The 12,657-nt window shown below is 62.7% G+C and carries 14 protein-coding genes; 6 read left to right on the forward strand and 8 right to left on the reverse strand.

All coding sequences use genetic code 11. The annotated features are described in order from the left end of the window. The first annotated feature begins 58 nt into the window (after positions 1 to 58). The 6 genes from lolA (at position 59) to AACG97_RS09870 (ending at position 6,579) form a co-directional block, all read left to right on the forward strand. The gene (gene lolA / locus AACG97_RS09845; protein ID WP_009683108.1) at positions 59 to 682 is read left to right on the forward strand and encodes an outer membrane lipoprotein chaperone LolA; all 624 of its coding nucleotides are present in this window, start codon (positions 59 to 61) and stop codon (positions 680 to 682) included. Positions 683 to 694: 12 nt separating this feature from the next. After that, the gene (locus AACG97_RS09850) at positions 695 to 2,020 is read left to right on the forward strand and encodes a replication-associated recombination protein A (RefSeq protein ID WP_009683107.1); all 1,326 of its coding nucleotides are present in this window, start codon (positions 695 to 697) and stop codon (positions 2,018 to 2,020) included. Beyond that, complete coding sequence (gene crcB / locus AACG97_RS09855; RefSeq protein ID WP_009683106.1) at positions 2,017 to 2,391, forward strand: fluoride efflux transporter CrcB; 375 nt, start codon at positions 2,017 to 2,019, stop codon at positions 2,389 to 2,391. The genes AACG97_RS09850 and crcB overlap by 4 nt, the downstream gene beginning before the upstream one ends. 30 nt (positions 2,392 to 2,421) lie before the next feature. Next, entirely contained in the window at positions 2,422 to 3,702 is a 1,281-nt protein-coding gene (gene serS, locus AACG97_RS09860; RefSeq protein WP_009683105.1) for a serine--tRNA ligase, read from the forward strand. After that, complete coding sequence (gene cysG / locus AACG97_RS09865) at positions 3,703 to 5,091, forward strand: siroheme synthase CysG (protein ID WP_232555197.1); 1,389 nt, start codon at positions 3,703 to 3,705, stop codon at positions 5,089 to 5,091. 115 nt (positions 5,092 to 5,206) lie between these two features. Beyond that, positions 5,207 to 6,579, forward strand: a protein-coding gene (locus AACG97_RS09870) for an IS3 family transposase (RefSeq protein ID WP_338463500.1) whose coding sequence is annotated in 2 segments (ribosomal slippage) — positions 5,207 to 5,680 and positions 5,683 to 6,579 — 1,371 coding nt in all. Because the reading frame shifts where the segments join, the coding sequence is not laid out codon by codon here. A gap of 85 nt (positions 6,580 to 6,664) precedes the next feature. Here the strand turns inward: AACG97_RS09870 and AACG97_RS09875 are convergent. From AACG97_RS09875 to AACG97_RS09910, 8 genes are all read right to left on the reverse strand, one after another. Further along, positions 6,665 to 7,624 (reverse strand): glutathione S-transferase family protein, encoded by a 960-nt coding sequence (locus AACG97_RS09875; RefSeq protein WP_009682091.1) that lies wholly within the window; start codon positions 7,622 to 7,624, stop codon positions 6,665 to 6,667. A gap of 93 nt (positions 7,625 to 7,717) precedes the next feature. Then, positions 7,718 to 8,719 (reverse strand): glycosyl transferase family protein, encoded by a 1,002-nt coding sequence (locus tag AACG97_RS09880; protein WP_115295252.1) that lies wholly within the window; start codon positions 8,717 to 8,719, stop codon positions 7,718 to 7,720. 11 nt (positions 8,720 to 8,730) lie between these two features. Further along, the gene (locus tag AACG97_RS09885; protein WP_009682093.1) at positions 8,731 to 9,066 is read right to left on the reverse strand and encodes a TusE/DsrC/DsvC family sulfur relay protein; all 336 of its coding nucleotides are present in this window, start codon (positions 9,064 to 9,066) and stop codon (positions 8,731 to 8,733) included. Then, complete coding sequence (gene tusB / locus AACG97_RS09890) at positions 9,063 to 9,359, reverse strand: sulfurtransferase complex subunit TusB (protein ID WP_009682094.1); 297 nt, start codon at positions 9,357 to 9,359, stop codon at positions 9,063 to 9,065. The genes AACG97_RS09885 and tusB overlap by 4 nt, the downstream gene beginning before the upstream one ends. Continuing rightward, positions 9,359 to 9,718, reverse strand: a complete 360-nt coding sequence (tusC, locus tag AACG97_RS09895; protein WP_009682095.1) for a sulfurtransferase complex subunit TusC — start codon at positions 9,716 to 9,718, stop codon at positions 9,359 to 9,361. Before tusC ends, tusB begins: the two co-directional genes overlap by 1 nt. A 1-nt stretch (position 9,719) precedes the next feature. Next, positions 9,720 to 10,112, reverse strand: a complete 393-nt coding sequence (gene tusD / locus AACG97_RS09900) for a sulfurtransferase complex subunit TusD (protein ID WP_225785710.1) — start codon at positions 10,110 to 10,112, stop codon at positions 9,720 to 9,722. A gap of 230 nt (positions 10,113 to 10,342) precedes the next feature. Beyond that, complete coding sequence (locus AACG97_RS09905) at positions 10,343 to 11,722, reverse strand: nucleobase:cation symporter-2 family protein (RefSeq protein ID WP_197885238.1); 1,380 nt, start codon at positions 11,720 to 11,722, stop codon at positions 10,343 to 10,345. Between the two features lie 251 nt (positions 11,723 to 11,973). Next, positions 11,974 to 12,645, reverse strand: a complete 672-nt coding sequence (locus AACG97_RS09910) for a Bax inhibitor-1/YccA family protein (protein WP_003251184.1) — start codon at positions 12,643 to 12,645, stop codon at positions 11,974 to 11,976. Between the last annotated feature and the right edge of the window lie 12 nt (positions 12,646 to 12,657).

Raw genomic sequence — 12,657 nt, forward strand, 5'->3', positions numbered from 1 at the left:
CACCCTGCCGGGCGCCAGTGTTGGTGCCCGGCCTTTTCAATGCTCAATGAGGATTCCCATGCGCGCGATTCGCATGCTGTTGGTTTCTGCCCTGACCCTGGGCTCGGTTACCGCTTATGCCGGTGAGCAGGATGTACAACGCCTGACCCAGTTGCTGGAAAAGTCACAGACCATCGAGGCCAATTTCTCCCAGCTGACCTTGGGCGCCGATGGCACCAGCCTGCAGGAAACCTCGGGCAAGATGACCGTCAAGCGTCCGGGCCTGTTCTACTGGCATACTGACGCACCGCAGGAGCAAGTGGTGGTGTCGGACGGCAAGAACGTCACCCTGTGGGACCCGGACCTGGAACAGGCCACCATCAAGAAGCTCGACGTGCGCCTGAACCAGACTCCGGCGCTGCTGCTGTCGGGTGATGTGTCGAAAATCAGCCAGAGCTTCGACATCACCTCGAAGGAGCAGGGCGAAGTGATGGACTTCACCCTCAAGCCGAAAACCAAGGACACCTTGTTCGACTCGCTGCGCGTGTCGTTCCGCAAGGGCCTGATCAATGACATGCAGCTGATCGACAGCGTCGGCCAGCGCACCAACATCCTGTTCAATGGCGTCAAGGCCAACCAGGCGGTGCCGGACAGCAGGTTCAAGTTCGACATTCCCAAAGGCGCGGACGTGATCAAGGAGTAACCAGAGCTCGCCATGGACCTGTTTCGAAGCGAACCTGTCGCCCAGCCCCTGGCGGCCCGCCTGCGCCCGTCCAACCTGGACGAGTACGTAGGCCAGGAGCACCTGCTGGCGCGCGGCAAACCGCTGCGCGAGGCATTGGAGCAAGGCGCGCTGCACTCGATGATCTTCTGGGGCCCGCCAGGGGTAGGCAAGACCACCCTGGCGCGGCTGCTGGCGCAGTTCTGTGATGCCCATTTCGAAACCGTGTCGGCGGTACTGGCCGGGGTCAAGGAAATTCGCCAGGCGGTGGAGGTTGCCAAGCAGCAGGCAGGGCAATACGGCCGCCGCACCATTCTGTTCGTCGACGAGGTGCACCGCTTCAACAAGTCGCAGCAGGATGCCTTCTTGCCCTACGTGGAAGACGGCACCCTGCTGTTCATTGGCGCCACCACCGAAAACCCCTCGTTCGAGCTTAACAACGCACTGTTGTCGCGGGCGCGGGTGTACGTGCTCAAGAGCCTGGACGAGGCGGCGTTGCGCAAGCTGGTCGACCGTGCCCTCACCGAGGATCGTGGCCTGGGCAAGCGCAACCTGCGGGTGGGCGACGATGCCTTCAAGATGCTGATGGCCGCCGCAGACGGCGATGGCCGGCGCATGCTCAATTTTCTCGAAAATGCCTCGGACCTGGCCGAAGACGGCAGTGAAATCGACGTCGAGATGCTGCAGAGCCTGTTGGGCGACAGCCGTCGCCGTTTCGACAAGGGCGGCGAAGCGTTCTACGACCAGATTTCCGCGCTGCACAAATCGGTACGCGGCTCCAACCCGGACGGCGCCCTGTACTGGTTCGCGCGCATGCTCGACGGCGGCTGCGACCCGCTGTACATCGCCCGCCGTGTGGTGCGCATGGCCAGCGAAGACATTGGCAACGCCGACCCGCGGGCGCTCGGCTTGTGCCTGGCCGCCTGGGATGTACAAGAGCGCCTGGGCAGCCCCGAAGGCGAGCTGGCGGTGGCCCAGGCCATCACCTACCTGGCCTGTGCGCCGAAGAGCAACGCGGTGTACATGGGCTTCAAGACCGCCCTGCGCGAAGCCGCCGAGCATGGCTCGCTGGAAGTGCCACTGCACTTGCGCAATGCGCCCACCAAGCTCATGAAGCAACTGGGTTATGGCGACGAGTACCGCTACGCCCATGACGAGCCCGACGCCTATGCGGCCGGTGAGGACTACTTCCCCGATGCACTCGAGCCGCGCCAGTACTACCAGCCGGTGCCGCGCGGCCTGGAACTGAAAATCGGCGAGAAGCTGCGCCACCTGGCCGACCTGGACCGCAACAGCCCCCGTCAGCGGAGAAAACCATGATTGCCTTGATCGCTGCCGTGAGTGCCGGGGGCGTGGCCGGTACGTTGCTGCGCTTCGCCACCGCCAATTGGGTCACCGCCCACTGGCCACGGCACTTCTATGCCGGTACGCTGGCGGTCAACCTGGTTGGCTGCCTGCTGATCGGCCTGCTCTACGGCTTGTTCCTGCACAAGCCACTGGCGCCGGTCGAGTTGCGCGCCGGCTTGATCGTCGGCTTCCTTGGTGGCCTAACAACTTTTTCCTCTTTTTCGCTCGATACCGTGCGCCTGATGGAAAGCGGGCAAGTGCCGCTGGCCTTGGGCTATACCAGTATCAGCGTAGTGGGCGGGCTGCTCGCGACCTGGGCCGGCCTGTCCCTGACCCGTTTCTGAACCAACACCTACCTATAACGAGAGAACGATATGCTCGATTCCAAACTGTTACGCGGCCAACTTCAGGAAGTGGCGGATCGCCTGGCCTCCCGTGGCTTCAGCCTGGATGTCGCGCGCATCGAATCACTGGAAGAACGCCGCAAGGCGGTGCAGACCCGTACCGAGCAACTGCAGGCCGAGCGTAACGCCCGTTCCAAGTCCATCGGCCAGGCCAAAGCCAAAGGCGAGGACATCGCCCCACTGATGGCCGATGTCGAGCGCATGGCCAATGAGCTGGCGGCCGGCAAGGCCGAGCTGGACGAGATCCAGGCCGAGCTGGACGGCATCCTGCTGACCATCCCCAACTTGCCGGATGCCAGCGTACCGGTCGGTGCCAGCGAAGACGACAACGTTGAAGTGCGCCGTTGGGGCACCCCGCAAACCTTCGATTTCGACATCAAGGACCACGTTGCCCTGGGTGAACTCAGCGGTGGCCTGGACTTCGAAGCCGCCGCCAAGCTGTCCGGCGCACGCTTTGCCGTGCTGCGCGGGCCGATTGCCCGCCTGCACCGCGCCCTGGCGCAGTTCATGATCAACCTGCACACCGGCGAGCACGGTTACGAGGAACACTACACCCCGTACCTGGTGCAGGCCCCAGCGCTGCAGGGCACTGGCCAGTTGCCGAAGTTCGAAGAAGACCTGTTCAAGATTACCCGCGAAGGCGAGGCTGACTTCTACCTGATCCCGACTGCCGAGGTGTCGCTGACCAACCTGGTGGCAGGCGCGATTCTGGATGCCAAGCAACTGCCGCTGAAGCTGGTTGCCCACACCCCGTGCTTCCGCAGTGAAGCGGGCGCTTCTGGCCGGGATACCCGCGGCATGATCCGCCAGCACCAGTTCGACAAGGTCGAGATGGTGCAGGTGGTGGAGCCGGCGAAGTCGATGGAAGCCCTGGAAGGGCTGACGGCCAACGCCGAGCGCGTGCTGCAGCTGCTGGAGCTGCCGTACCGCGTGCTGGCCCTGTGCACCGGCGACATGGGTTTCGGCGCGGTGAAAACCTATGACCTGGAAGTGTGGGTGCCGAGCCAGGACAAGTACCGTGAAATCAGCTCGTGCTCCAACTGCGGCGACTTCCAGGCGCGCCGCATGCAGGCCCGCTGGCGCAACCCGGAAACCGGCAAGCCGGAACTGGTACACACCCTCAACGGGTCCGGCCTGGCGGTTGGCCGTACCTTGGTTGCGGTGCTGGAAAACTACCAGCAGGCCGACGGCTCGATCCGCGTACCAGAGGTGCTGAAGCCTTACATGGGCGGCGTCGAGGTCATCCGCTAAATGGATTATCTGCCGCTGTTCCACAAGCTGCAGGGCGGCCGTGTTCTGGTCGTCGGCGGCGGTGAGATCGCCTTGCGCAAAGCGCGCTTGCTGGCGGATGCCGGGAGTGTGCTGCGCGTGGTGGCGCCGGACGTCGACGGCCAGTTGGCTGCGTTGGCCCGGGAAGGTGGCGGTGAGGTGCTGGTTGGCTACCAGGCCGCCGACCTGGTCGGGTGCCGGCTGGTGATCGCCGCCACTGACGACCCTGGGCTGAACGCGCAGGTGTCGGCTGATGCGCAGGCCGTCAGCCTGCCAGTCAACGTGGTGGACGCGCCGGCCTTGTGCACGGTGATCTTCCCGGCGATTGTCGACCGTTCACCGTTGGTGATTGCGGTGTCCAGTGGCGGGGACGCTCCGGTGCTGGCGCGTCTGATTCGCGCCAAGCTGGAAGCCTGGATCCCGGCTGCCTACGGTGAGCTGGCCGGGCTGGCGGCGCGGTTCCGGCACAAGGTCAAGTCCTTGTATCCGGATGTGAACCAGCGCCGTGGCTTCTGGGAGACCGTGTTCCAGGGCCCGATCGCCGAGCGCCAGCTGGCCGGGCAGGGCGCCGAAGCCGAACGCCTGTTGCAGGCGATGGTGGAGGGCGCACCGGTGCAGCAGGGGGGCGAGGTGTACCTGGTTGGTGCGGGCCCAGGCGACCCGGACCTGCTCACCTTTCGCGCCTTGCGCCTCATGCAGCAGGCCGACGTGGTGCTGTATGACCGCCTGGTGGCCCCGGCGATCATCGATATGTGCCGGCGTGATGCCGAGCGTATCTACGTTGGCAAGCGCCGCGCTGACCACGCCGTACCGCAGGACCAGATCAACCGCCTGTTGGTTGACCTGGCCCAGCAAGGCAAACGCGTGCTGCGCCTGAAGGGCGGCGACCCGTTCATCTTTGGGCGCGGTGGCGAAGAGATCGAAGAGCTGGCCGAGCATGGCATCCCCTTCCAGGTGGTTCCGGGTATTACGGCGGCCAGTGGCTGTTCCGCCTATGGCGGCATTCCATTGACCCATCGCGACCATGCCCAGTCGGTGCGCTTCGTGACCGGGCACCTCAAGGATGGCACCAGCAACCTGCCATGGAACGACCTGGTAGCGCCGTCGCAGACCCTGGTGTTCTACATGGGTTTGGTGGGCTTGCCTACGATCTGCGCAGAGCTGATTCGCCATGGGCGTGCGGCCAGTACCCCGGCGGCCCTGGTGCAGCAGGGCACTACGCGTAACCAGCGGGTGTTCACCGGTACCTTGGCGGATTTGCCGGAGCTGGTGGCCCAGCATGAAGTGCATGCGCCGACCCTGGTGATTGTTGGGGAAGTGGTGCAGTTGCGCGACAAGCTGGCCTGGTTTGAAGGTTCGCAGAACAGCTGAACCCGCCGAGGCCGCTTTGCGGCCCATCGCGACACAAGGCCGCTCCTACACCAAGGCACTGCGCTGAACTGCGCCCCTGACGTTGGACAAAAATCCAACCTCAGGGGCCTTTCATATGAGCAAGTACACCAGACAGTTCAAGCTTTCCGCCATCCAGGCTTTTCTGCAACGTGGCATTGGCTACCGTTTCATAGCCGCACAGTTCCAGATGGATCCCTCCTTACTGCGCCGCTGGGTACAGGCCTACCGCATCCATGGCGAGGCCAGCCTGTCCAGACACGCGCAGACTTTCAGCCCTGAGTTCAAGCTCTCGGTGCTTGAGCGAAAATGGCGCGACAAGTTGTCGTTGCGCGAAACGGCGGCTGTTTTCAACCTGACGCATTCCAGCCAGATAGGCATATGGGAAGCGCAGTACTACAGTGGCGGTATCAAAGCTCTGATAGCAGGGAAAAAAGGACCGCGTAACGTCATGATCAAACCATCCGTCCCACCCGCCAGCACCTCGCCCAAGTCCGAGGAAGAACTCTCGTACGCCGAACTGCTGGCCAAGCTGCGTCACGCCGAGATGGAGATCGCCTACCTAAAAAAGTTAAAAGAACTGCGCGAGGAGAAGGCGAGACAGAAGAGGGCCGGGAAGAAAAAGTCCTGATCATCTCGGCCCTGCGCACCCGCTTCCCGCTCGACGGCCTGCTCAAGCTGGCCGGACTGGCGCGCAGTACGTATTACTACCAGCGCAAGTTGATGGCTGCCGGTGACAAGCTGGCTGCGCTCAAAGACCGTATCCGTGAGATTCAGCAGCGGCATAAAGGTCGCTACGGCTATCGGCGCATGACAGCGACATTGCACAGCGTCGGCCACGCAGTTAACAGTAAGGTCGTGCGGCGACTGATGGCCGAACTCGACCTCAAATGCACGGTGCGCGTGAAGAAGTACAAGTCCTATCGTGGCGAGCCCGGACGCATCGCTCCCAACAAGATGGAGCGCAAGTTTACGGCAGAGGAGCCAAACAGGAGGTGGGTAACGGACGTGACCGAATTCAAGGTGGCGGGTGAAAAGCTGTATCTCTCTCCGGTGCTGGACCTGTTCAATGGTGAGATCGTGGCGCACCAGATCGACACCTCGCCGCACTATCCATTGGTCGGTCAGATGCTCAAGCAGGCGTTGTCACGGCTACCGGAAGGGGCCAGGCCTATGCTGCACTCTGACCAGGGCTGGCAGTATCAGTACTACCGCTACCGGAATCGACTAGAGGAGATGGGACTGGAGCAGAGCATGTCACGCAAAGGCAACTGCCTTGACAATGCGCGAATGGAGAGTTTCTTCGGCACACTGAAGACCGAGATGTATCATGCTCAGCGTTTCGCCAGCATCGAGGATCTGAGCGCTGCAATCGATGAATACATCGATTACTACAACCATGACCGAATCAAGATGGGGCTGGCCGGCCTGAGTCCCGTGGCATACAGGAATCAGGCCGCAGCAGCCTAATCAAAGATTGTCCAACAAATGGGGCGCACCTCACGCTGTAGGAGCGGCCTTGTGTCGCGATGGGCTGCAAAGCAGCCCCAGTGCCTCAACCCTGCCAAATCCCTTTACCCACCAACCGCTCCCGATCATGCGGCTGGTTGAAATCCTGCAACGGCCCCTTAGGCACGATCCCGTTCGGGTTGATGGTCTTGTGGCTCATGTAATAGTGCTTCTGGATATGCTCCATATCCACCGTCCCCGCCACCCCCGGCCACTGGTACAGCTCACGCAGCCAGTTCGACAGGTTGTGATAATCGTTGAGGCGCCGCAGGTTGCACTTGAAGTGCCCGTGATACACGGCGTCGAAGCGCACCAGCGTGGTGAACAGGCGCACATCGGCTTCAGTCAGGTATTCGCCCGCCAGGTAGCGATTGCGGCCTAACAGATCTTCCAGATGATCCAGCTCGTTGAACACGTCATCGAACGCCGCCTCGTAGGCCTCCTGCGTGGTCGCGAAGCCGGCGCGATAGACGCCGTTGTTCACCGCCGGATAGATACGTTCATTCAGCGCCTCGATGGCCGGGCGCAGCGGCGCTGGGTACAGGTCGAGGGTGTTGCCGGTCAACGCGTTGAACGCGCTGTTGAAAATGCGAATGATCTCAGCCGACTCATTGTTGACGATGCGTTTCTCTTTCTTGTCCCACAGCACGGGTACTGTCACCCGGCCGGTGTAGTGCGGGTCGTCCTGGGTGTAACGCTGGTGCAGGTACTGCAGCGCATCGAGGTGATCGCCGCTGGAGCCTTGCTGCTGGTCGAAGGTCCAGCCATGGTCTTGCATCAGCCAGCTCACTACCGAAACGTCGATCAACGGCGCCAGGCCTTTGATGGCGCGGAAGATCAACGTGCGGTGGGCCCAAGGGCAGGCCAGCGACACGTACAGGTGGTAACGGCCGGCTTCGGGGGCGGGCAACGAATGGCGGCGCTGGGCGTTTTCGCGTTTGAAGGTGCCGTCCTTGCCGTTTTCATACCACTGATCATGCCAGCGGCCGTCGATCAAAAGGCCCATGGTGAGCTCCTGGAACAAAGGGTTTGTCGTTGGAGCCCAGTCTAGGCCAGATCGTTCGAAGAAATAGCGCAAAGATCGGGGTAGTGTTATCGACTAAATCGATCTATCACGGTTGTCCCAATAGGCCTGCGCATTGGTGAAGGCCTGTTCCCGGGTCTGCTCCAGGCCACGCAGTGCCAAGGCCATGGTCGCGATCAGCGCTTTCTCGCCGTAGCTGTCTTGCACTTCACCACGCCAGAAGGCGAGCAAATGCTCCGGTTGCAGCGTGGCGGGTTTGACGTGACGGCGCTCGCTGAGCGCCGGCCATTCCTCATCCCAGGCTACGCCGGCAGTGGTGCCGTAGAGGTGGCTGATGACGTCCGGGTTGACCTCGATCTCGCCGCCATCGCCCTTGATCACCACGGCATGGTCGCCCAGCAGGCGGCTGGCCTCGCGGTGCACCGCCTGGTAACCGGGGTGGAAGATGCTTTGCAGGCCGCAACGCGCGCCCAGCGGGTTGAGCACCCGCGCCAGGGAGTGGATGGGCGAGCGCAGGCCCAGGGTGTTGCGCAGGTCGATCATGCGCTGCAGTTGCGGCGCCCAGTCGTGCAAAGGGAAAAACGCCAGCTGATGCTGGCCCAGCGCGGTGTCGACCGCTGCCCAGTCGCGGCACAGGGGGATATGCAACAGGCCGAGCAGCTGCTCGGTATACAGGCGCCCGGCTGTGTGTGCACCGCCGCCATGCATCAGGATGCGAATACCATTGCCGGCCAGGCATTTGGCGGCCAGCAGGTACCAGGGTAGGTGGCGCTTCTTGCCAGCGTAGGTTGGCCAGTCCAGGTCCACGGCAATGCGCGGGGCTTGCAGGTGGTCGCGTAGCGCTTCGGTGAAGCCGGCCAGCTCTTCGGCGCTTTCTTCCTTGTGCCGCAGCAGCATCAGGAAGGCGCCCAGCTGGGTGTCCTCGACCTTGTCTTCCAGCAGCAGGGTCATGGCAGCCCGTGCTTCCTCGCGGGTAAGGCCGCGCGCGCCGCGCTTGCCTTTGCCAAGAATGCGCACGAATTCAGCGAACGGGTGTTCGGCCGGGGTTTCCAGGGTCAGCGGGCGGGCTTGATTCAAGGGTGGCAGGGTCATATGCAATTGGTCGGCTTGGGCAGGCCCGCCAGCTTGGCGGCAAGTTTGGCGGGGGTGCCATTGAACAGGCGGTTCAGGTGCGGGCTATTGCCCTTGTCCGCGCCCAGCTTCAGGGCGGTGTACTTGATCAGTGGGCGGGTGGCCGGGGACAGCTGGTACTCCTGGTAGAACTGCCGCAGCAGTTCGAGGATTTCCCAGTGGTCGGCGGTCAGCGCAATGCCCTCGCGCTCGGCAAGGGCCTCGGCGGCTGCATGGGACCAGTCTTGCAGGTCGACCAGAAAGCCGTCCTTGTCTAGGGCGATCGCCTGATCGGCAACGGTGAGGGTATTCATAGCCAGCTGTTGACCTTGTCGTAGTGCAGCGACAGTTCGACGAACCCGGCGTAGTCCACGGCCTTGGCCAGGTCGTTGCCGACCGCGCGGGCTTGCAGGTCTTCGTCCAGGGCGAACAGGCGCTGGGCCAGGCTGGCGGCTTGCAACTGGCGGTACGCTTCGCTGCCGCTGCGCAGGGCGTACACCGCATCGCCGCACAGCAGCAGGGCGTCGTTGGCGCCCAGCAGGCGCAGGCAACTGGCCAGGCGCTCGTCGCCGAACGGGGAGTGGGCAATTACGTGCAGGGTCGTCATCAGAGCGTTACCACCTGGTCGAAACGGGCGATCAGTGCGGTCAGTGCCGCGTCATCCAGCACTTGCACTGGCAGTGCCAGGCTGTCGGCGGCCAGGCCACGGCGGGTGAGGCTGTGGTTGCAGGCGAACAGTTCTTCGACGCCGAACATCGGCAACGCCTGCAGGTTGGCGGCCAGGTTCTTATGTTGCACGGCGGCAGGTTGCTGGTTTGGCGCCAGCTGGAACACGCCATCGTCGAGGAACAGCATGCCCAGCGGCAGGTCGAACGCGCCACCGGCCAGGGCGATGTCCAGCGCTTCGCGGGCAGATGGGCCGTTCCACGGCGCCTGGCGGCTAATGATCAACAAGGATTTGGCCATTTCAGTCGCCTCCAAAGCAGACAAGGCGGTCGGCGACTTGCGCGGCCTCATGGAGTTGCCCCAGGCCGGACAACTCCCATGGCCTGGGCAGGTTCACGGCCGGGCGCTGATAGCGGTTGGCCTCGGCCTCGTCGAGCACGCCACGGCGCAAGGCGGCGGCGATGCACACCACGGCGTCCAGCTGGTGGCTCTCGATAAAGGCACGCCACTGCGCGGCCACGTCCACTTCATCCTGGGGAGCGACCACGTTGGCCGAGGCACTGTGTACCCCGTCCTGATAGAAGAACAGCCGGGCAATCTCATGCCCGCCGGCCAGCACCGCCTCGGCATAGCGCAAGGCGCGCCGCGAGGAGGGCGCATGGGCCGGGGAGAACACCGCGATAGCGAATTTCATGGGTAACTCATGCAAAGGAATACCGCCATGATAAAGCAAAAAAGCCCGCGCCCGCTTGTGCATGCGGGCGCGGGCTTTGGTAGGAGCGGCCTTGTGTCGCGAATGGGCTGCGAAGCAGCCCAGCAATTAGTGCATTTACGCTGAAGCCCCGGGGCTGCTTTGCAGCCCATTCGCGACACAAGGCCGCTCCTACAGGGCTTGCGCAAGGCCCTGTCAGAAGGGAGCAGGCCTCAAGCCTGTTCCTTGCTCTCCGGCAGGAACCAGTTCAGCACCAGGGCACAGATGCCACCGGTCGCCACCCCCGACTCCAGCACATTGCGCACCGCCGCCGGCATATGCGCCAGGAACTCCGGCACCTGCGCCACACCCAGGCCCAGCGCCAACGACACGGCGATGATCAGCAGCGCACGCCGGTCCAGGCGGGTGCTGGCCAGAATATTGATGCCCGAGGCTGCAACCGCGCCAAACATGACCATTGCCGCACCCCCCAGCACCGGTTCTGGCACCGCCTGAATCACCCCGGCAACACTGGGGAACAGCCCCAATATCACCAGCATTACGGCAATCCACATGCCGATATGGCGGCTGGCAATACCGGTTAGCTGAATCACGCCGTTATTCTGCGCAAAGATCGAACTCGGGAACGTGTTGAACAAGCCCGCCAACAACGAGTTGGCGCCGTTGACCAGCACACCACCCTTGATCCGCTGCATCCACACCGGGCCTTCGACTGGCTGGCGCGACACCTTGCTGGTGGCGGTCACGTCACCAATGGCTTCCAGCGACGTCACCAGGTAGATCACCAGCATCGGAATGAACAGCGCCCACGAGAAGCTCAGGCCGAAGTGCAGCGGCGTCGGCACCTGAAACAGCGCGGCCTCGTGCATACCGGTGAAGTCCAGGCGGCCTATATAGCCCGCCAACGCATAGCCGACCGCCAGGGCAATAACGATGGCACAGCTGCGCATCCACACCAGCGGAATACGGTTGAGGATCACGATAATGGCCAGCACCACACCCGACAACAGCAAGTTCTCGCCATTGGCGAAGGTGCCATTGGCCATGGCGCCGAAGCCGCCACCCATACTGATCAGGCCGACCTTGATCAGCGTCAGGCCGATCATCAGCACGACAATGCCGGTGACCAGCGGGGTGATCAGGCGTTTGACAAAGGGCAGGATGCGCGAGACGCCCATTTCGACGAACGAGCCAGCGATGACCACACCAAAGATGGCGGCCATCACACCTTCGACCGGCGTGCCTTGCTTGACCATCAGCGCCCCCCCGGCAATCAGCGGGCCCACGAAGTTGAAGCTGGTGCCCTGCACGATCAGCAACCCGGCGCCAAACGGCCCGAAGCGCTTGCACTGCACGAATGTGGCTATACCGGAGATTACCAGCGACATGGAGACGATCAGGTTGGTGTCCCGCGCGGACACCCCCAGCGCCTGGCAGATCAACAGCCCGGGCGTCACGATCGGCACGATGATCGCCAGCAGGTGTTGCAGCGCCGCCAGCAGGCCGATCAGCAGCCGAGGCTTGTCCTCGAGGCCAAGCACCAGCTCATTGGCGGGGGCCGATGCTGCTGGGCTGTGTTCATGTGTGCTCATGGCTGAAAGCTGCCCCTGAAGAAAAAAGGAGCGCATTCTACGGGGTGAAGGCAGATTGCGATAGAGCAAAGCACGATGCCGACATGATCGGCGACCCTATGCTTAATTACATGACTTTTTAGTCAAATACCGCCTGCCGCGAATGTTCACTCCCGCGCCTGTTGACCCATGCCGACGACGGCCACCGGCATGCCTTTCCCGCACCCACAAAAAAAGCCCGCCGAAGCGGGCTTTCTCACAACCTACAACAATCAGTCATCACGCCCCATGATGCCAAACAGCTGGAGCAGGCTAACGAATAGGTTGTAGATGGACACATACAGGCTGATGGTGGCCATGATGTAGTTCCGCTCACCACCGTGAATGATCGCGCTGGTCTGGAACAGGATGCACACCGACGAGAACAGCACGAAGCCGGCGCTGATCGCCAGTTGCAGGCCGCTGATCTGGAAGAAGAAGCTGGCCACGACCGCACCCAGCAGCACGAAGAAGCCGGCAGTGATGAAGCCACTGAGGAAGCTCATGTCCTTACGGGTAATCAGTACGTAAGCCGACAGACCACCGAACACCAGGGCAGTCATGGCAAATGCCGAACTGACAACCTCGGCACCACCGGCCATGCCCAGGTAGCGGTTGAGGATTGGGCCGAGAATGAAGCCCATGAAGCCGGTGAGGGCGAAGGTGGAGACGAGGCCCCAGGCCGAATCACGCAGCTTGTTGGTCAGGAAGAACAGCCCGTAGAAGCCGATCAGCACCACGAATACGTTCGGGTAGCCGACACGCATTTGCTGGGCAACGAAGGCCATGACGCCGCTGAAGGCGAGGGTGAGCGCCAGCAGACTGTACGTGTTGCGCAGGACCTTGCTGATCTCCTGCTGCTCGACCTGCTGGCCGTGATGTACGGCATAATCCTGTTCGCGCATGGCGACACTCCT

This window comes from Pseudomonas sp. Nvir, from assembly GCF_963778085.1.
Classification (GTDB): Bacteria; Pseudomonadota; Gammaproteobacteria; order Pseudomonadales; family Pseudomonadaceae; genus Aquipseudomonas; species Aquipseudomonas juntendi.

Coding starts and splice junctions, on each gene's coding strand:
- lolA (WP_009683108.1), top strand. CDS start 59: ATGCGCGCGATTCGCATGCTGTTGGTTTCTGCCCTGACCCTGGGCTCG.
- AACG97_RS09850 (WP_009683107.1), top strand. CDS start 695: ATGGACCTGTTTCGAAGCGAACCTGTCGCCCAGCCCCTGGCGGCCCGC.
- crcB (WP_009683106.1), top strand. CDS start 2,017: ATGATTGCCTTGATCGCTGCCGTGAGTGCCGGGGGCGTGGCCGGTACG.
- serS (WP_009683105.1), top strand. CDS start 2,422: ATGCTCGATTCCAAACTGTTACGCGGCCAACTTCAGGAAGTGGCGGAT.
- cysG (WP_232555197.1), top strand. CDS start 3,703: ATGGATTATCTGCCGCTGTTCCACAAGCTGCAGGGCGGCCGTGTTCTG.
- AACG97_RS09875 (WP_009682091.1), bottom strand. CDS start 7,624: ATGGGCCTTTTGATCGACGGCCGCTGGCATGATCAGTGGTATGAAAAC.
- AACG97_RS09885 (WP_009682093.1), bottom strand. CDS start 9,066: ATGAATACCCTCACCGTTGCCGATCAGGCGATCGCCCTAGACAAGGAC.
- tusB (WP_009682094.1), bottom strand. CDS start 9,359: ATGACGACCCTGCACGTAATTGCCCACTCCCCGTTCGGCGACGAGCGC.
- tusC (WP_009682095.1), bottom strand. CDS start 9,718: ATGGCCAAATCCTTGTTGATCATTAGCCGCCAGGCGCCGTGGAACGGC.
- tusD (WP_225785710.1), bottom strand. CDS start 10,112: ATGAAATTCGCTATCGCGGTGTTCTCCCCGGCCCATGCGCCCTCCTCG.
- AACG97_RS09905 (WP_197885238.1), bottom strand. CDS start 11,722: ATGAGCACACATGAACACAGCCCAGCAGCATCGGCCCCCGCCAATGAG.
- AACG97_RS09910 (WP_003251184.1), bottom strand. CDS start 12,645: ATGCGCGAACAGGATTATGCCGTACATCACGGCCAGCAGGTCGAGCAG.